16 protein-coding genes are annotated in these 17,340 nt (G+C 74.5%); 7 read left to right on the top strand and 9 right to left on the bottom strand.

All coding sequences use genetic code 11. The features are described from left to right. Nucleotides 1–540 carry an RNA polymerase sigma factor gene (locus tag ACZ5CW_RS07205; RefSeq protein WP_468599165.1) on the bottom strand — a complete coding sequence of 180 codons (540 nt, stop codon included), beginning with the start codon at nucleotides 538–540 and terminating at the stop codon, nucleotides 1–3. A 118-nt stretch (nucleotides 541–658) separates the two neighbouring features. Here ACZ5CW_RS07205 and ACZ5CW_RS07210 point away from each other — a divergent pair, with 118 nt between their 5' ends. Both ACZ5CW_RS07210 and ACZ5CW_RS07215 read left to right on the top strand, forming a co-directional pair. After that, on the top strand, nucleotides 659–2,815 hold the full coding sequence (locus tag ACZ5CW_RS07210; protein WP_468599167.1) for a TerD family protein: 2,157 nt from the start codon (nucleotides 659–661) through the stop codon (nucleotides 2,813–2,815). Nucleotides 2,816–2,933: 118 nt separating this feature from the next. Beyond that, complete coding sequence (locus tag ACZ5CW_RS07215; RefSeq protein WP_468599168.1) at nucleotides 2,934–3,953, top strand: aspartate-semialdehyde dehydrogenase; 1,020 nt, start codon at nucleotides 2,934–2,936, stop codon at nucleotides 3,951–3,953. Nucleotides 3,954–4,108: 155 nt separating this feature from the next. Here ACZ5CW_RS07215 and ACZ5CW_RS07220 read toward each other — a convergent pair whose 3' ends face one another. Beyond that, entirely contained in the window at nucleotides 4,109–4,585 is a 477-nt protein-coding gene (locus ACZ5CW_RS07220) for a DUF1203 domain-containing protein (RefSeq protein ID WP_468599170.1), read from the bottom strand. A gap of 112 nt (nucleotides 4,586–4,697) precedes the next feature. On the opposite strand from ACZ5CW_RS07220, the gene pepN reads away from it, so the two are divergent. Further along, nucleotides 4,698–7,277: an aminopeptidase N gene (gene pepN / locus ACZ5CW_RS07225; protein ID WP_468599172.1), complete on the top strand. Its 2,580-nt coding sequence runs from the start codon at nucleotides 4,698–4,700 to the stop codon at nucleotides 7,275–7,277. 59 nt (nucleotides 7,278–7,336) lie between these two features. On the opposite strand, the gene ACZ5CW_RS07230 is transcribed toward pepN, so the two are convergent. Together ACZ5CW_RS07230 and ACZ5CW_RS07235 are read right to left on the bottom strand one after the other, a co-directional pair. Then, nucleotides 7,337–8,257 (bottom strand): LysR family transcriptional regulator, encoded by a 921-nt coding sequence (locus tag ACZ5CW_RS07230; protein WP_468599174.1) that lies wholly within the window; start codon nucleotides 8,255–8,257, stop codon nucleotides 7,337–7,339. 87 nt (nucleotides 8,258–8,344) lie between these two features. Next, complete coding sequence (locus ACZ5CW_RS07235; protein WP_468599175.1) at nucleotides 8,345–9,214, bottom strand: NAD(P)-dependent oxidoreductase; 870 nt, start codon at nucleotides 9,212–9,214, stop codon at nucleotides 8,345–8,347. Between the two features lie 124 nt (nucleotides 9,215–9,338). On the opposite strand from ACZ5CW_RS07235, the gene ACZ5CW_RS07240 reads away from it, so the two are divergent. After that, nucleotides 9,339–10,205 carry a helix-turn-helix transcriptional regulator gene (locus ACZ5CW_RS07240; RefSeq protein WP_468599176.1) on the top strand — a complete coding sequence of 289 codons (867 nt, stop codon included), beginning with the start codon at nucleotides 9,339–9,341 and terminating at the stop codon, nucleotides 10,203–10,205. On the opposite strand, the gene ACZ5CW_RS07245 is transcribed toward ACZ5CW_RS07240, so the two are convergent. Beyond that, a complete protein-coding gene (locus ACZ5CW_RS07245) occupies nucleotides 10,177–11,127 on the bottom strand; it encodes a DMT family transporter (RefSeq protein WP_468599178.1) in 951 nt (316 codons plus the stop codon). The two genes, ACZ5CW_RS07240 and ACZ5CW_RS07245, sit on opposite strands and share 29 nt — an antisense overlap. 36 nt (nucleotides 11,128–11,163) lie before the next feature. After that, the gene (locus ACZ5CW_RS07250; RefSeq protein WP_468599180.1) at nucleotides 11,164–12,111 is read right to left on the bottom strand and encodes an EamA family transporter; all 948 of its coding nucleotides are present in this window, start codon (nucleotides 12,109–12,111) and stop codon (nucleotides 11,164–11,166) included. Nucleotides 12,112–12,244: 133 nt separating this feature from the next. Here ACZ5CW_RS07250 and ACZ5CW_RS07255 point away from each other — a divergent pair, with 133 nt between their 5' ends. Further along, a complete protein-coding gene (locus ACZ5CW_RS07255; protein ID WP_468599182.1) occupies nucleotides 12,245–12,742 on the top strand; it encodes a MarR family winged helix-turn-helix transcriptional regulator in 498 nt (165 codons plus the stop codon). A gap of 155 nt (nucleotides 12,743–12,897) precedes the next feature. On the opposite strand, the gene ACZ5CW_RS07260 is transcribed toward ACZ5CW_RS07255, so the two are convergent. The 3 genes from ACZ5CW_RS07260 to ACZ5CW_RS07270 are packed head-to-tail and all read right to left on the bottom strand — an operon-like array spanning nucleotide 12,898 to nucleotide 15,629. Beyond that, nucleotides 12,898–13,179, bottom strand: coding sequence for a hypothetical protein (locus ACZ5CW_RS07260; RefSeq protein ID WP_468599184.1), 282 nt, complete (start codon nucleotides 13,177–13,179; stop codon nucleotides 12,898–12,900). A gap of 47 nt (nucleotides 13,180–13,226) precedes the next feature. Next, a complete protein-coding gene (malQ, locus tag ACZ5CW_RS07265; RefSeq protein WP_468599186.1) occupies nucleotides 13,227–15,392 on the bottom strand; it encodes a 4-alpha-glucanotransferase in 2,166 nt (721 codons plus the stop codon). Continuing rightward, complete coding sequence (locus tag ACZ5CW_RS07270; protein WP_468599187.1) at nucleotides 15,393–15,629, bottom strand: hypothetical protein; 237 nt, start codon at nucleotides 15,627–15,629, stop codon at nucleotides 15,393–15,395. A 160-nt stretch (nucleotides 15,630–15,789) separates the two neighbouring features. Between ACZ5CW_RS07270 and ACZ5CW_RS07275 the strand changes: the two genes are divergently transcribed. Both ACZ5CW_RS07275 and ACZ5CW_RS07280 read left to right on the top strand, forming a co-directional pair. Then, nucleotides 15,790–16,392: an RNA polymerase sigma factor gene (locus tag ACZ5CW_RS07275; protein ID WP_468599188.1), complete on the top strand. Its 603-nt coding sequence runs from the start codon at nucleotides 15,790–15,792 to the stop codon at nucleotides 16,390–16,392. Next, nucleotides 16,389–17,306: a zf-HC2 domain-containing protein gene (locus tag ACZ5CW_RS07280; protein WP_468599190.1), complete on the top strand. Its 918-nt coding sequence runs from the start codon at nucleotides 16,389–16,391 to the stop codon at nucleotides 17,304–17,306. The genes ACZ5CW_RS07275 and ACZ5CW_RS07280 overlap by 4 nt, the downstream gene beginning before the upstream one ends. Nucleotides 17,307–17,340 lie beyond the last annotated feature (34 nt).

Raw genomic sequence — 17,340 nt, forward strand, 5'->3', positions numbered from 1 at the left:
TCACACCACCTCGTCCTCGTGCAGCCTCTCGCGCAGCGCGCGGACCGCCGTGTGCAGCCTGCTCTTGACCGTGCCCTCGGGGATGCCCAGCTCCGCGGCGATGCCCCGCACCGGCAGGTCGGCGAAGAACCGCAGGACGAGCACCTGCCGCTGGGCGGCGGGCAGTTCGTCCAGGCCCCGGGCGACGGCGAGGGACAGCAGGCTGGTCTCCTCGCCGGAGGGGTGTACGGGCTCGTGCAGCGCGGCCAGCCGCTCCCCCAGCCGTTCCTGGCGCCGCTTGGCCCGGTGCCAGTCCATGGCGAGGTTGGAGGCGACCACCGCCGCCCACGCGGACACGTCACGCGGTGCCTCCCGGCCGCTCGCGGTCCGCTCCAGCAGCCGCAGCCGGACCTGCTGCACCCCGTCCGGCAGGTCCGACTGCGGCACCCCGCCGAGCGCGAGCACCGCCCGCACCCGGCGCTCCTGGGCCGCGTCCAGCGGATCGTCGACCCCGTGGTCTCCCCCCTGGCCGCGGCGGGCCTTTCTGCGCAGCACAGCCACCCCTCTCCTCGCCGCGTTTCCCCTATGACGCGGGCGGGGGCGGAAACGTTCGGCCCGGTTTCCGGAACGACTTCGTCGATCTTTTCTTCACATCGTCTCCACTGTCACCATGAGCCCCATGACGCACATCACCAAAGGCGCCAACACCCCTGTCCCCGCAGGTCCCTTGCGGGTCGCGGTCGGCCGCAGCGCGGTCCCCGGCACCCCGGCCGTGGACGCGTCCGCGCTGCTGCTGGACGCGACGGGCCGGGTGCGGGGCGACGCGGACCTCGTCTTCCACCACCAGCCCGCGCACCCCTCCGGCGCGGTCCGGCACGCGGGTGTCGGGCAGGGCGGCGGGCAGTTCGCCGAGTGGCTGGAACTGGATCTGCCGCACGTCGAGCCCGGCGTCCAGCGCGTGGTGATCGCCGGTTCCTGCGACGGCGGGACGTTCGGGCAGATACCGGGGCTGTACGTCCAGGCGGTGACGTTCGACGGCACGATCGTCGCGCACTACGAGGTGACGGACGCCGCCACCGAGACGGCCTTCGTCCTCGGCGAGTTCTACCGGCGCGACGGGGTCTGGAAGTTCCGCGCGGTGGGCCAGGGCTACGACTCGGGGCTGGCGGGACTGGCGACGGACTTCGGCATCGTGGTGGAGGCACCGGCGCCGGCTCCGGCGTCCGGACCGGTGCCTCTGGAGGGTGTGTCCAAGACCGGCTCGGCGCCTGTGGGCGTGGCCGCGTCACCGATGCCGGTGCCCACCGTGCAGGTGCCCGCCGTACCGGCGCCCGCCATGCAGGTGCCCGCCACGCAGGTGCCCGCCACGCCTGTCCCCACCCCGGCCGCCGTGACCGGGGTGGGGACGGGCTCCAGCCGCTCCTGGGAACCCGGCTCCTTCGAGTTCGAGCCGTGGGTCCACCACGGCAGCGGCGGGGCCACCGTCACCGTGGACCTGCCGTTCCCGCCGGACTCGGCACCGGTGATCCTGGAGGCACGGGTCAAGGACCACCAGTTCATCCAGATCCAGATCCCCGGCCGCTCCGACGACGTCCTGTGCAGCGACCTGCCCGACTTCCACGGCCGCGCCCTGCTCGTACCGCCGCGCAAGGGCGGCCCGGTGAAGCTGAAGGTGCGCCACTCCGGGGACTGGACACTGACCGTCCTGCCCCTGTCCGCGGCCCGCCCGATCGGCACCGGGACGATCCAGGGCAGCGGGACCGAAGTGCTGGTCCACACGGGTGGTGCGGCCGAACTCAAGGTCCGGGCGACGGACCGCCACAACGGCTGGTTCCAGGTGAACTACCACAAGGGCGACACTCCCGACGAACTCCGATGCCCCGAGGAACTCGTCCACGCCTGGAACGGCAAACGGGTCAAGGAGACCGTCCGGATCCCCGAGGGTCCGCTCCTGCTCGTGATCGACAAGAGCCGGCACCAGTGGGAACTCACCGCCTCACCGCTGCCCGCCCGCGACCCCGCCAAGGGCCGGAAAGCCGGTGTCCACGAGGGCAAGGGCGAGCAGACGCTCACGCTCGTCAACCCCCGGCCGGGGCGGCCGGCGCTGGTGCGGTACGAGTTCAAGGACGCCGAGCGCAGCTACGGCGTCGAGGTGCGGTCGGTCGACGAGTACGGCGACGAGACCGACTGGCTGAACGCCTACGGCAACGGGATCCGCGGGACGGCCCTGACCTTCGGCGCGGGCGCGGCCGAGCGGGCGGTGCGGGTCAAGCACTCCGGTGAGTGGAGCCTGCGGCTGCTGCCCGAGGAGGAGGCGCCGCTGATCAACGGAGCCGTCGAGGGCAAGGGCACCACGGTGCTGCGCTACCAGGGTCCCCCGACGCTGATGGCCCTCCGGCGGACCTCGCGGAAGAAGGACGGGAGACTGGTCGCGCACGCCTGGAACCACCCGTACGGCAAATCGGCGATCATCGCCGACGTCACCGACCGCCACCGCCCCGCCCTCGGTCCCGTCTGGGTCGATCCGGGTGGCACCTGCTTCGTGATCGTCGCCGCCCCGGAGCACACGAAGTGGCGGCTGGAGCCGGCGCCCTTCACCGAGGCGCCCCTGCTGGGCCGGCGGACCCAGGGCACCGCGTACGGAGTCGTACGTCACATCGGTCCCGACGTCGAGGTGTCGTACGTCTCCACGGGCGGCATCCAGCATCTTTACCAGCTGGACGAAAACCTGTTCCCCCGGCGCAAAGTCACCGCAACTTCCGGCCCGTACCGCATCTCGGAAGGGATTCTCCACGTCCGGGCGATCGGCGACTGGGTGATCGAGATGATCGACTGACAGGAGTCCCCGTCCAGCCCTTGGGCAAACGATTGGACACACGGGCCGGGGTCCCCCGCATGATGGAAGGGCCCCGGCCGCCCGGGCACGCACACGCACGTCATCCAGAGGAGTCGCCGTGAAGGTAGGAATCGTCGGAGCCACCGGCCAGGTCGGCACGGTCATGCGCAGGATCCTGGCGGAGCGGAACTTCCCGGTCACGCAGCTGCGCCTGTTCGCCTCGGCCCGCTCGGCGGGGACGGTCCTGGACGGCGTGACGGTGGAGGACGCGGCGAGCGCCGACTACACCGGCCTCGACATCGTGATCTTCTCCGCGGGCGGCGCGACCTCCAAGGCGCTGGCCGAGAAGGTCGCCTCCCAGGGCGCCGTCGTGATCGACAACTCCTCCGCCTGGCGCAAGGACCCCGAGGTCCCGCTGGTCGTCTCCGAGGTGAACCCGCACGCGATCGCCGACCGTCCCAAGGGCATCATCGCCAACCCGAACTGCACCACCATGGCCGCCATGCCGGTGCTGAAGGTGCTGCACGAGGAGGCCGGCCTGGAGGCGCTGATCGTCGCCACCTACCAGGCGGTGTCCGGCTCCGGTCTCGCGGGCGTGGCCGAGCTGCACGGCCAGGTGCAGAAGGTGGCCGCCGAGGCCGACAAGCTCACCCACGACGGCGCGGCGGTCGACTTCCCCGAGCCGGGCGTCTACAAGCGCACCATCGCCTTCAACGTGCTCCCCCTCGCGGGCAACATCGTCGACGACGGTCTGAACGAGACCGACGAGGAGCAGAAGCTGCGCAACGAGTCCCGCAAGATCCTGGAGATCCCCGAGCTGAAGGTCTCCGGCACCTGTGTGCGCGTCCCCGTGTTCTCGGGCCACTCGCTCCAGATCAACGCCCGTTTCGCCCGCCCGATCACCCCCGAGCGCGCCACCGAGCTGCTCGCGAAGGCCCCGGGTGTCGCCCTCTCCGAGATCCCGACCCCGCTCCAGGCGGCCGGCCAGGACCCCTCGTACGTCGGCCGCATCCGCCGCGACGAGACGGTGGACAACGGCCTCGCCCTGTTCGTCTCCAACGACAACCTCCGCAAGGGCGCCGCGCTGAACGCGGTGCAGATCGCGGAGCTGGTGGCGGCCGAGCTGTCCGCCAGGTGACGCGTCCGCGCACCACGGGGGCGGTCACCTGCGGGTGACCGCCCCTTCGGCGTGCTCCGGCGTGCCTACCGCTGCCGCCCGGCGGCCGGGCCCGCGGCGGGGGCGCGGGCGGTGCGCCGGGAGTACGAGGTCCGGGGCCGCCGCACCTCGTACGGTCAGGGCCGCCGTACCTCGTACAGGAAGCACCCGTACTCCACCGCCCGTACGTGCACCAGCGCCACCTCCGGGTCGGCGAAGGCCTCCGCGAAGGCCGGCTCGAAGCCGGACGGCTCCTCGACCAGGCGGCCGCCGAGGATGCGGCCGTCGGCCGAGTAGCGGCGGACCGTGCGGTGGGCCTGCGCGAAGGGCAGGGCGCCGCCTTCCGGGCCGGCGCACTCCTCGGCGTGGACGAAGACCGGGCCCTGCTCGTCGTAGGCACCGGGATCGGCGCCCGTCGCGGCCGCCCAGCGGCGCAGCGGCGCGTACGTGACCAGCGCGATCCGCTCGCCGGGCGCGCTGCGGCGCAGACAGCAGCGCAGCGGCGCGCCGCCCTCCGCATCGGTCGACGGGGCCATCGGGCGGCCCGCGTCGTCGGCGGTGCGCAGTTGCTTCAGGACCGCGGGGGCGATGGGGCGTGGGGTGTACGTCGGCATGCGTCCAGCGTCCCGTCCCGACGCCGCGCCCACCGGCGGGAACCGGACATCGCGTTCCCCGACGTTCCCATGGAAGGATGGCGCAACCGACACATAACGAGGAGATGACCGCGTGCCTGGCACAAACCTGACTCGCGAAGAGGCGCAGCAGCGGGCCGAGCTGCTCACCGTTGACTCGTACGAGATCGATCTCGACCTCTCCGGCGCGCAGGAGGGCGGTACCTACCGGTCCGTGACCACGGTGCGCTTCGACGTGGCCCGCAACGGTGCGGAGTCGTTCATCGACCTGGTGGCCCCGACCGTCCACGAGGTGGTCCTCAACGGCGATCAGCTGGACCCCGCCGAGGTCTTCGAGGACTCTCGGATCGCCCTGCCGGGGCTGCTGCAGGGGCGCAACGTCCTGCGGGTCGTCGCCGACTGCGCGTACACCAACACCGGCGAGGGCCTGCACCGCTTCGTCGACCCGGTCGACGAGCAGGCCTACCTCTACACCCAGTTCGAGGTCCCGGACGCCCGCCGCGTCTTCGCCTCCTTCGAGCAGCCCGACCTGAAGGCCACCTTCCGGTTCACCGTGAAGGCGCCCGAGGGCTGGACCGTGATTTCCAACTCGCCGACGCCCGAGCCCCAGGACAACGTCTGGAGCTTCGAGCCGACGCCGCGCATCTCGACGTACATCACGGCGCTCATCGTCGGCCCGTACCACTCGGTGCACAGCGTGTACGAGAAGGACGGGCAGTCCGTGCCGCTCGGCATCTACTGCCGGCCCTCGCTCGCCGAGTTCCTGGACTCGGACGCGATCTTCGAGGTCACCCGTCAGGGCTTCGACTGGTTCCAGGAGAAGTTCGACTACGCCTACCCGTTCGGGAAGTACGACCAGCTCTTCGTGCCCGAGTTCAACGCGGGCGCCATGGAGAACGCGGGCGCGGTCACCATCCGTGACCAGTACGTCTTCCGGTCCAAGGTGACCGACGCGGCGTACGAGGTGCGCGCGGAGACGATCCTGCACGAGCTGGCCCACATGTGGTTCGGCGACCTGGTCACCATGGAGTGGTGGAACGACCTGTGGCTGAACGAGTCGTTCGCCACCTACACCTCCATCGCCTGCCAGGCCGCCGCGCCCGGCTCGAGGTGGCCGCACTCGTGGACCACGTTCGCCAACTCGATGAAGACCTGGGCGTACCGGCAGGACCAGCTGCCGTCCACGCACCCGATCATGGCGGACATCCGCGACCTGGACGACGTGCTCGTCAACTTCGACGGCATCACCTACGCCAAGGGCGCGAGCGTGCTCAAGCAGCTCGTCGCGTACGTCGGGGAGGACGAGTTCTTCAAGGGCGTGCAGGCCTACTTCAAGCAGCACGCCTTCGGCAACACGCGCCTGTCGGACCTGCTGGGCGCCCTGGAGGAGACCTCCGGCCGGGACCTGAAGACCTGGTCGGGGAAGTGGCTGGAGACCGCCGGCATCAACATCCTGCGGCCCGAGATCGCCACCGACGCCGACGGGGTCGTCACGTCCTTCGCCGTCCGCCAGGAGGCCCCGGCCCTGCCCGCCGGCGCCAAGGGCGAGCCGACGCTGCGGCCGCACCGCATCGCGATCGGCCTGTACGACTTCGACGCCGCGAGCGGCAAGCTGGTGCGCACCGAGCGGATCGAGCTGGACGTCGACGGCGAGCTGACCGCCGTACCGCAGCTGACCGGCAAGCGCCGCCCGGCGGTCGTCCTGCTCAACGACGACGACCTGTCCTACGCCAAGGTCCGCCTGGACGAGGAGTCGCTGCGGGCCGTCACCGAGCACCTCGGCGACTTCGAGGCGTCCCTGCCGCGCGCCCTGTGCTGGGCGTCGGCGTGGGACATGACGCGGGACGCCGAACTGGCCGCCCGTGACTACCTCTCCCTCGTCCTGTCCGGCATCGGCAAGGAGTCCGACATCGGCGTCGTGCAGTCCCTGCACCGCCAGGTCAAGCTCGCGATCGACCTGTACGCCGACCCGGCCGCCCGCGAGTCCCTGCTGACCCGCTGGACCGACGCCACGCTGGCCCACCTGCGCGCGGCCGAGCCGGGCGGAGACCACCAGCTGGCCTGGGCACGGGCGTTCGCGGCGACCGCGCGCACCCCCGAGCAGCTGGACCTGCTGGAGGGCCTGCTGGACGGCACCCAGACCGTCGAGGGCCTGGCCGTGGACACCGAGCTGCGCTGGGCGTTCGTGCAGCGCCTCGCGGCCGTGGGCCGGTTCGACGAGGCCGAGATCGCGGGCGAGTACGAGCGGGACAGGACGGCGGCCGGTGAGCGGCACGCGGCCACCGCCCGCGCGGCCCGTCCCACGGAGGAGGCCAAGGCGGAGGCGTGGGCCTCGGTCGTGGAGTCCGACAAGCTGCCCAACGCCGTGCAGGAGGCCGTGATCGGCGGCTTCGTGCAGACCGACCAGCGCGAGCTGCTGGAGCCCTACACGGACCGGTACTTCGAGATCCTCAAGGGCGTCTGGGACTCCCGTTCGCACGAGATCGCCCAGCAGATCGCCGTCGGCCTCTACCCGTCGGTCCAGGTCTCCGAGGAGACCCTGGCCAAGACGGACACCTGGCTGGCCTCGGCCGAGCCGAACGCGGCCCTGCGCCGCCTCGTCTCGGAGTCCCGCTCGGGCGTGGAGCGGGCGCTGAAGGCGCAGGCGGCCGACTCGGCGGCCGCCGCCGAGTAGCCGTCCGTACGGCGACAGGGGCGCCCGGTGCCGCACCGGGCGCCCCTTCGTGTGCGGGCCTACCCGTGCACACCTGAGCGGCCCCGGGCGGCGGCCGCGTCCCGCAGCGCCCGCAGGGCCCGGTCGACCGCCCGGCCGGTCTCGGCGCCTTTGCGGACCGCCGCGACCACGTGCCGTACCGGCCGGTCCGCGCCCAGTTCGCGCAGGACGACGCCCGCGCGGCGGCCGGCCGCCATCCTCGGCACCAGGGCGACGCCCATGCCCGCCTCCACCATGGCGAGGATCGCGGTCCAGCCGGAGGCCGAGTGGCCCTGGTGGGGGCTGAAGCCGGCCGCCTCGCAGGCGCGGCGGGTGATGTCCGACCAGGGGCCGCTGCCGCCGAAGATCCAGGGTTCCTCGGCGAGATCGGTCAGACGCAGACCGTCGGCGCCGGCGAGGGGGTGGCCGGGGGGCAGGGCCACGTCCAGCGGGTCGGTGAGCAGGGGGAGGCGGGTGAAGCGGGGGTCGGCCGCGCTCGGCGCCTCGGCCGCGAGGGACAGGGCGAGGTCCACCTCCCCGGCGGCCAGCAGCTCGTAGGCCTCGGCGGCCTCCGCCTCCCGGACGCGCACGGTCACCCGGGGGTGCGACTCCCGCAGGGCCCGCACGGCCGGGACGACCAGGGCGGGCACCGCCGTGGAGAAGGCGCCGACCCGCACCTCGCCGGCCTCCCCCTGCGCGTACGCCGCGAGCGCCGCGTCGGCGCGCTCCAGCTGCTCGAACACCGCCTCGGCGTGCGTGAGCACCAGCCGGGCGGCGTCGGTCAGCCGCACCCGGCGGCCCTGGGCCTCCAGCAGGGGCACGCCGAGCTGCCGGGCGAGGTTGGTGAGCTGCTGGGAGACGGCGGACGGGGTCATGTGCAGGGCCTCGGCCGTCGCGGTGACGGTCCCCCGCTCGCGCAGGGTGCGCAGGATCCGCAGCTTCCTCAGATCCCACTCGGCCATGCGCGCACGCTACACGCCCCCTCCCCGGCCGGTGGGGTGCGACCGGGTCGCGGAAGAGGCCCCCACGGCTCCTGCGCACCCCGCCCCCTACGACCCCTGGGGTGCCGCCGGGTTGACCGTGCTCCAGTCCTCCTTGCCGCGCCCCTCGGCGAGCGCCGCGGAGAAGAGGGAGAGGGCGCCGTCGAGGAGGGGGTGCCGGTGCTGCCCGGCCCGGTCCGCCATGCGGGCCGCGTAGGTGAGGTCCTTGTGGGCCCATTCGGCGGAGAAGTTGACCGGCTCGGGCGGGGTGACCCAGCTGTCCCAGGCGAGGCGGGTGACCACACCGCCGGGGCGGTCCTGCAAGGCCTCGCCGACCTGCCGCGCGTCGAGGCCCGCCGCCTCGGCCAGCCGCAGCGCCTCCCCGAACCCGGCCAGGTGGACGGCCTGCAGGGCGTTGAGGATCAGCTTGAAGCGGGTGCCGGCGCCGGCCGGCCCGAAGTGCCGTACGTCCCTGGCGATCGCGTCGGTCACCGGCCGCAGGGCCGTCAGGCCGCTCGCGTCGCCGCCCGCGAGCAGGACCAGGGTGCCGGTGCGGGCTCCGGCGGCTCCACCGGTGAGCGGCATGTCGTAGAAGCGGACGCCCCGCTTCGCGCACCGGGTGGCCAGTTCCTCGACCCAGGCGACCGACAGCGTGGCGGAGGCGACGAGGACGGCGTCCTCGCGGGCCCCGGCCAGGATGCCGTCGGGGCCCTGCCACACCGCGCGGGAGGAGTCGTCGTCGGCGGTCACCTCGAAGACGACGTCGGCGCGCGCCGCGGCCTCGGCCGGGGTCCCCGCCACCAGGGCGCCCGCGCCGGCCAGTTCGGCCGCCCGCCCCGGGGTGCGGTTCCAGACGCTGACGGTGTGCCCGTGCGCGAGCAGGTTCTCGGCCATGCCCCGGCCCATGATGCCGAGTCCCACCACGGCGACGTGTGCCATCTCCGGCTCCTTTCGATCACTGTTCCTCAAGTCTGCGCCGCGGGGCCCGGCTTCGGGGACGCCCGCCCGGGAGGGGCCCTCGCAGGGCCCCCGTCCGCGGCGGGGCGATCGTCATACTCGAGGGGTGGACATCGACAAGGCACCCGGGCTGGGCGAGTTCCTGCGCACGCGGCGGGCCAGGGTCACCCCCGAGCAGGCCGGGCTGCCGGCCACGACCGGCCGCCGCCGCACGGCGGGCCTGCGCCGGGAGGAGGTGGCGCTGCTCGCGGGCGTCAGCATCGAGTACTACCGGCGGCTGGAGCAGGGCAAACAGCACCGCCCGGGCCCGGCGGTGCTGGAGGCGGTGGCCCGGGTGCTCCGGCTGGACGAGGACGAGCGACGGCACCTGTCCGAACTGGCGCGGGCGCCTCGGGCGGCCCCGGCGGCGGCACCCTCCCGCGCCCTGCGCCCGGACGTGCTGCGCATGCTGGACATCGTCGATCCCTGCCCGGCGTACGTGCTCAGCCGGGCCAACGATCTGCTGGCCGCCAACCCGCGCGGGCTGTGCCTCCTGCCCGGCATCGAGGAGTGGCCGGAGCCGCGCCGCAACACCGCCCGCTACACCTTCCTCCATCCGCCCGCGCGGAGCCTGTACGGCAACTGGGAGGAGGTCGCCGCGGCCACGGTCGCCCATCTGCGTGCCGCCGCCGGCCGCCATCCGGACGCCCCCGACGTCACCGGGGTGGTGGGGGAACTGATCGTGAAGAGCGAGGAGTTCGCGGCACTGTGGCAGCGGTACGAGGTGCGCAGCCGCACCGCCGGCCGCAAGCACTTCGTCCATCCGTCCACGGGCACCATGACGTTGGGCTACGAGGCCTACGAGGTCGCCCGCACCGACGGCCACCGGCTGATCGTCTACCAGGCCGAGCCGGGCGGCCCGGACCACGACGCGATGGTGCGGCTGGGCCTGGCGGAACCCGCCGTCAGCGACGGGACCCGGCGCCCAGGATGACCCCGGCCAGGATCAGTGCCAGGCACAGCAGTTGCGGCCATCCGGTGCGCTCGCCGAGCACGGCCCAGGACAGCAGGGCCACGCACACCGGCTGGAGGTAGTACACGATGCCCGCGCGGGTGGCGCCGATCAGGGCGACGGCCTTGTTCCAGGCGAAGAAGGCGAGGGCGGAGGAGGCCACGCCGACGTAGAGCAGCGGCAGCACGGTCGAGGGGGTCGGCCGGAAGCCGCCCTGGACGGCGAGGCTCGCGGCCTGCACGGGCAGCAGCAGGACGGTGCCCACCAGGAAGGTGGTGAACAGGAAGGCTGTGCCGCCGAGTCCCTCGGGCCGGCGGCGCAGCAGCGCGCTGTAGCCGGCGAAGCAGCAGGCCGCGGTGATCATCCACAGGGCACCGGACGAGAAGGCGGCGCCGCCGCCTCCGACGAGCAGGGCCACGCCCGCGCAGGCGGCGAGCAGGCCGCTGGTGCGGCGCGCGCCGAGCCGTACGCCGCCCAGCCGCTCGAACACCGCCATGAGCACCGGGGAGGCGGCCATGATCATGCCCATGGTGGCGGCCGGGGTGGTCAGCCCGGCCTGGTTGACGAGCGTGTTGTAGACCGCCACGCCGAGCAGGGAGGCCAGGAGGACGTACCGGCCGTGCCTGCGCAGCCGCGCCCGCTGCCGCCACGCCTGCCGCGCGCCGAAGGGGGCGACGGCGATCAGCGCGATCACCCAGCGCCAGAAGGCGTGCTGGACGGGCGGGACGCTGTCGTGCAGGCCGCGGGAGGTGACGAAGCTGCCGGACCAGACGACCGTGGCGAGGGCGGCGCAGGCGAGACCGAGGAGGGGGCCGGCGACCGTGCGGGACGTGGTGGGGGCGGCCGTACGGGACGGTGTGGCGGAGGGGGTCGAGGCGGTGGTCCGGTGCAGGACGGCGGCCACAGGGGTCCTTTCGCTGGGTGGCGGGCGGCTGTGTGCCTACCGTCGCAGCGCCGTACTTGTCAGGTCCATCGAATCTTTTCGACCGGTCTTTTCAGTGAACCTGAACGGTCGGCGGCCACCGCCCCCGAGCTGTGCCGCCAGCGTCGCCCCGAACGCCAGCGCCATACCCGCGATCTGCACGGAGGTGAGCGCCTGGCCGAGTGCCGCCCAGCCGACGACGGCCGCGGTCAGCGGGGAGAGCGGGCCGAGGAAGCCGACCTGGACGGCGGTGAGGCGGCCGATGCCGCGGAACCAGAGCCAGTAGCCGACGGCCGTGTTGGCCAGGGCGAGGTAGAGGTAGCCGCCCACGGCCCGGCCGTCGAGCGCGGGCGGGGCGCCTTCGACCAGGAGGGCGAGGGGGGCGATGAGCAGGCCGCCCGCGGTGAGCTGCCAGCCGGTGAGGGCCAGCGGGCCGACCCCGGCGGGCCGGCCCCACCGCTTGGTCAGCACCGTGCCGGCCGCCATGGAGGCGGTGGAGGCGACGGCCGCCAGCACCCCGACCGCGTCCAGGGCGCCGGCTCCCTTGAGCACGACGAGGCTGACCCCGAACGCGGCGACGACCCCGGTGGCGAGCGTGCGCGCGGCCGGCCGCTGTCCGAGCAGCAGCGCGGACAGGCCGACGACGAACAGTGGCCCGACCGAGCCGACGACCGCGGCCATCCCGCCGGGCAGCCGGTACGCCGACACGAACAGCAGCGGGAAGAACGCGCCGATGTTCAGCGCGCCCAGCACGGCCGCCTTGGCCCACCAGACGCCGCGCGGCAGCACCCGGGTGGCGGCGAGCAGCAGCAGTCCGGCCGGCAGGGCCCGCGCCAGGGCCGTGAACAGGGGGCGGTCCGGCGGCAGGAACTCGGTGGTGACGGCGTAGGTGGTGCCCCAGGAGACGGGGGCGAGGGCGGTGAGGGCTATCAGGGCGGCGGGGCGGGTGGCGCGGCTGGCGGCCATGGGAAGCACCCTTCGAGGTTCGAGGCCCGGCACGAGGGCCGGTATTAGGTAGCTATTAAGTAGCTTAGCTCTAAGCTACTTAGAGTCAAGTCGCTTTCTTGCGGCCGACCGGAAAGCCACGGATACTCGGCGCATGCAGCAGCGCAACGACCCCGTCGACGCGATCATCGACCAGTGGGCACGGGTGCGGCCCGACCTCGACACCCGGGCGATGGAGGTCTTCGGCCGCGTCTTCCGGCTCTCCCGCGCCATGGGCGACCGGATGGAGAAGGCGTACGAGCCCTACGGCATCTCCCGCGGCGAGTTCGACGTGCTGGCCACCCTGCGCCGGACCGGCGAGCCGTACACCCTCTCGCCCCGCCAGCTGTCGGCCACCCTCATGCTCACCACCGGCGGGATGACCGGCCGCCTCGACAAGCTGGAGCGGGCCGGCCTGCTGCGCCGCTCCCCCGACCCGCACGACCGGCGCGCCCTGCAGGTGACGCTCACCGAGGAGGGGCTGCGGGTGATCGACGAGGCCGTCGGCGCCGGACTCGCCGAGCAGCGCGCCGCCCTCGGCACCCTGAACGCCGAACAGGCCGGCCACCTGGCCGACCTGTTGCGCGAACTGCTGGACGCGACCGCGAAGTAGCCCGGCGCCGAACCCCTGACACCACCGAGCCCCTCGGGCCGCCGGATCCCTGACACCGCGGGGAAACGCCGAGGGCGCCGTCCTCACCCGGGTACGGCGCTGTGCGCGTACCGACGGGAGGACCGGCGCCCTCGGCGGAGGAGCAGGGGGACCGCTCAGGCCTTGGCCTGGGCGTCACCCTTCACGTTGATGTTGGACGAGGTGTCGTCCGTCTTGGAGTGGGACTTGTCCAGCAGCATGACCAGGCCCGCGATGACCAGGAACAGCGCCACCGGGAGGAACACGTACAGGCCCAGCGTCTGGATGACGCTCAGGCCGGGGCCGGGGTCGTCGCCGTCGTCGCGGGTCAGCGCGAGCGCGGGGGACGACATGAGCAGCATCATCAGCGTCGTACCGGCGGCCAGGGCGCCGGCGCGCAGGGCGTTCTTCTTGTCCACGGAATCAAATTAGCGAACGGTCCTCGGAGCCGCGCGCCCGGGGTGCCTTACCGGGCCCCGCCGGGCGGGACGGCGGGCCGGAGCACTTCCAGCAGTGCCCGCAGCCGGGGCGAGGCCGTCAGCTCCTCCAGGGGTACCGGGCGGCCCTCCCGGTCCGCCACGGGCAGCCGCCAGTTGGGGTACTGGTCCCAGGTGCCCGGCAGGTTCTGCGGACGGCGGTCACCCACGCCGTCCGGCAGCCAGACGCCGATCAGCCGGGCCGGGGTGCGCAGCAGGAAGCGGTGGACGGCACGGATCTCCTCCTCCTCGTCGGAGCCGGGCGGTCCGGCCGCCGGGCTGTCCAGCAGGCCGAGGCTGCCCAGCAGGGCGAGCCACTCCGCCGCCTCGGCGCCCGCCTCGGCGCGCTCCTCGGCCGCCGAACGGGTGAGCAGGCCGAGACGGTCGCGCAGGTCGACGTGGTCGCCGGTGAGCCGGGCGGCGGTGGGCGGCAGGTCATGGGTGGTGGCGGTGGCCAGGCAGTCGGCACGCCAGCGCTCGGGCGGCAACGGACGGCCGTCGCCCTCCCAGTCGCGTTCGAACCACAGCACGGAGGTGCCGAGCACCCCGCGGCGCTGGAGCGCCTCGCGCACACCCGGCTCGACGGTGCCGAGGTCCTCGCCGATGACGACCGCTCCGGCGCGGGTGGCCTCCAGGGCGAGGAGGGCGAGCATGGCGTCGGCGTCGTAGCGGACGTAGGTGCCCTCGGTGGGCGGGCTGCCCTGGGGCACCCACCAGAGCCGGAACAGGCCCATGACGTGGTCGATGCGCAGGGCGCCGGCGTAGCGGAAGAGGGCGCGCAGAAGGTCGCGGTAGGGGGCGTGGCCCGACGCCGCGAGCCGGTCGGGGCGCCAGGGCGGCAGGCCCCAGTCCTGGCCGCGGGCGTTGAAGGCGTCCGGTGGGGCGCCGACCGACGTGCCGGCTGCGAACACGTCCTGCTGCGCCCAGGCGTCGGCGCCCCCGGGGTGCACGCCGACGGCGAGGTCGTGCACGATCCCGACGGGCATCCCGGCCTCGCGGGCGGCGCGCTGTGCGGCCCGGAGCTGGCCGTCGGTGAGCCAGGCGAGGCGGGTGTGGAAGGCGACGCGGTCGGCGAGTTCGGTGCGGGCGCGGGCGGTGGCTGCCGAGCGGGGGTCGCGCAGCCCGTCCGGCCAGCGGTGCCAGTCGGGGCCGTGGATCTCGGCGAGGGCGCACCAGGTGGCGTGGTCGTCGAGGGCCTGGCCGTGGGCGGCGCGGAAGTCGTCGTAGGCGGCCTGCCGGCCCGGTCCCAGGGGGACCCGCAGGACCGCCTCCAGTGCCTCGCGCTTCAGCTCCCACACCGCGTCCCGGTCGATGAGGGCGCCTTTGTCGAGGACAGCGGCCCGCAGCCGCTCGGCCCGCGCCAGCACGCTGTGCAGCCGCTGCCGGTCCTCGACGTAGGCGTGTTCGGGGATCTCCTCGATCCGCAGGTGCACGGGGTCGGGGAAGCGGCGGGAGGAGGGCCGGTACGGGGACGGGTCGGTGGGGGCGCCGGGTACGGCCGCGTGCAACGGGTTGACCTGGACGAATCCGGCGCCGGCGGTGCGCCCGGCCCAGCCGGCCAGCTCGGCGAGGTCGCCGAGGTCGCCCATGCCCCAGGAGCGGCGGGAGAGCAGGGAGTACAGCTGGACGAGGAGGCCGTGGGAGCGTCCGGGCGGGGCGGGCAGCCGGTCGGGGGCGACGACGAGGTGGGCGTGGCCGGTCCGGCCGTCGGGCGCCTGCGCGGTCAGCCGGTGGACGCCGAGCGGGAGGCCCGCGGTCCCGTCCCGCTCCTCCCCCTCCTCGGTCTCCACGCGCAGCCGGGTGCCGGCGGGCAGGGCGGCGAGCGCGGCGGGGGGCTCGGCGCCGGCCCACTGGACCACCGTCGGCGGCAGCAGGCGCTCGCGCAGCTCGCGTTCCCGCGCGCTGAGCGCGGCGCGTACGGCGTCCGGGGTGCCCGCGTCGACGCCGAGGGCGGCCAGGGCGGCGACCACGGCGGAGGCGGGGACCTCGACGGTACGGTCCGGCGCGGGGCTGTAGGAGGTGGCGACCCCGTGCAGCCCGGCGAGCCGGGTGAGGTCCTCACCGGCGGGCGCGGACACCGCGCCCGTGTCACCGGGTCCGGCCGCGACGGTTCCGGCCGGCCCGGGCAGCTCCGCGTCGTCCTGCCCCGCGGCCATCTACAGCCCCGGGGCGTAGCAGTCCGGGACCGGGTCGGACTCGCTGGTCAGCGGGGCGGCCTCGGCGAGCGGGGGCTCACTGGTCAGGGGCTCGGCGTCGGGCAGCGGCGGTTCGCTGGTGAGCGGGGCCTGTGTGCAGGCGCTCTCCGCACTGAAGACGCACAGGCGGGCCACGTCGGTGTCGGCGGACTGCTCCGCCACGGGTTTGAACTGGGCCGGGATCGTGGGTGCGGCCACTGGGGCCTCCTTTTCGATGGTGCGGCTTTTGACGGTTTACGGCAGGCCTACCCAGTGACGGCGTCGGCACGCGTGGCCGTTGCCGGAGCACCTGAAGGGATGGCGGTGATCCGTTGCCGGGCCGGTGATCGATAGAGGGGGTGTGAGACTGTTCCGCCCCATGGGGGGCCAGCGGGAGAAGGGCGACGGCGCGGACGCGGCGCTGTTGCGGGCCGTCGCCGCGGGGGACGCGGCCGCGATGGCCACCCTGTACGACCGGCACGCGGGCTGGCTGCACGCGCGGCTGACCCGGCGGTGCGCCGACCCGGAGGTCGTGCGCGAGGTGGTGCAGGACACGTTCGTCACGGTGTGGCGGTCGGCGGCCGGACATCGCGGGGAGGACGCCGGCGGCTGGCTGTGGACGATCGCCGCGCGCCGCCTGGTCGACGCCCGGCGCGCGCAGGAGCGGGTCGCGCGGTTCGCCGGGCCGCCGCTGGAGCCCGGTTCCGCCGGGCGGTACGAGCCCGCCGCCGCGCCGTCCGCGGAGGACCGGGTGCTGGCGGGGCTGGAGTACGGCGATGTCGGTGCCGCCCTCGACCGGATCTCCCCCGAGCTGCGCGAGGTCCTGCGCGCGACCGTGGTGGACGGGCTGACCACGCGGGAGGCGGCCCGGCTGCTCGGCATACCCGAGGGCACGGTCAAGTCCCGCGCCCGTCGTGCCCGCACCGAACTGCGGGCGGCACTGGACCTGCTGAACCCGTCCCCGCTGGGAGGCACGGCATGACGAACGGCGACGCGCGCATCTGGCACGTGTCCGACGACCTCGCCGCCCGCTATGCCGAGGGCGTGCTGCCGGAGCCGGACGCGTGGTCCCTGGAGAAGCACGTGGAGGGCTGCGGTGGCTGCGCGGCCACGGTGTCGGCGGCGGTGCGCGGCACGGCGGCCGGGGCGGTCCTCGCGGAGGTGAGGGACGCGGTACTGGCGTCGATGCCGGCGCCGGCGGCGTCCGCCGTACGGCCGCCGGAGCCCGGTGCCGTGCGGCGCACCCGCCCGCGGAAGCCGCCCGTGCCCGACCGGTTCGCGCGGCTGCTGTGGGCCGCCGGGCCCGCGGTGCGCGGGGCGTGGCTGCCGGCGGTGCTCGTGGTGGCCGCCGGCGCGCTGGCCCTGGCGTACGGCACCGGCTACCCCGGGGCGCGGGCGCTGCTGCTGGCGATCGCCCCGGTCGTGCCGGTCGCCGGGGTCGCCCTGTCCTACGGTCCGCACGCCGACCCGCTGCACGAGGTCGCCGCGGCCACCCCGGGCGGCGGGCTGCGCCTCGCGCTCACCCGTACGGTCGCCGTCCTCGCGGTGAGCCTGCCGCTGCTGACCCTCACCGGTCTGCTGCTGCCCGCGTCCGGTGCGCCGGCCGCCGCGGCCTGGCTGCTGCCGGGGCTGGCGCTGGCGCTCGGCTCGCTGGCCCTGGCCTCGTTCGTGGGCTGCCGGACGGCTGCCCTGCTGACGGGCGGCGGCTGGCTGCTGACCGTCCTCGGCCCGGTGCCCGCGGCACCGGGCGGCGGGGCCGGCGCGCGGCTGGCCGAGCAGCTCTCCCGCTGCCTCGACGGTGTCGGCGCGCAGAGCGCGTGGGCGTCGGCGGCCGTGCTGAGCGCCGTCCTGGTGACGGCCCGCCGCCCGGTGTACGACCGCCCGCTCGGCCGGTGACGGCGGACGGCACACCCGCCCCCGCCGACCCCCG

The organism is Streptomyces sp. NPDC031379 (assembly GCF_055569615.1).

Excerpts from the sequence above, each read along its gene's own strand:
- ACZ5CW_RS07210 (WP_468599167.1), top strand. The coding sequence starts at position 659 with ATGACGCACATCACCAAAGGCGCCAACACCCCTGTCCCCGCAGGTCCC.
- ACZ5CW_RS07220 (WP_468599170.1), bottom strand. The coding sequence starts at position 4,585 with ATGCCGACGTACACCCCACGCCCCATCGCCCCCGCGGTCCTGAAGCAA.
- ACZ5CW_RS07230 (WP_468599174.1), bottom strand. The coding sequence starts at position 8,257 with ATGGCCGAGTGGGATCTGAGGAAGCTGCGGATCCTGCGCACCCTGCGC.
- ACZ5CW_RS07235 (WP_468599175.1), bottom strand. The coding sequence starts at position 9,214 with ATGGCACACGTCGCCGTGGTGGGACTCGGCATCATGGGCCGGGGCATG.
- ACZ5CW_RS07250 (WP_468599180.1), bottom strand. The coding sequence starts at position 12,111 with ATGGCCGCCAGCCGCGCCACCCGCCCCGCCGCCCTGATAGCCCTCACC.
- ACZ5CW_RS07255 (WP_468599182.1), top strand. The coding sequence starts at position 12,245 with ATGCAGCAGCGCAACGACCCCGTCGACGCGATCATCGACCAGTGGGCA.
- malQ (WP_468599186.1), bottom strand. The coding sequence starts at position 15,392 with ATGGCCGCGGGGCAGGACGACGCGGAGCTGCCCGGGCCGGCCGGAACC.
- ACZ5CW_RS07275 (WP_468599188.1), top strand. The coding sequence starts at position 15,790 with ATGGGGGGCCAGCGGGAGAAGGGCGACGGCGCGGACGCGGCGCTGTTG.
- ACZ5CW_RS07280 (WP_468599190.1), top strand. The coding sequence starts at position 16,389 with ATGACGAACGGCGACGCGCGCATCTGGCACGTGTCCGACGACCTCGCC.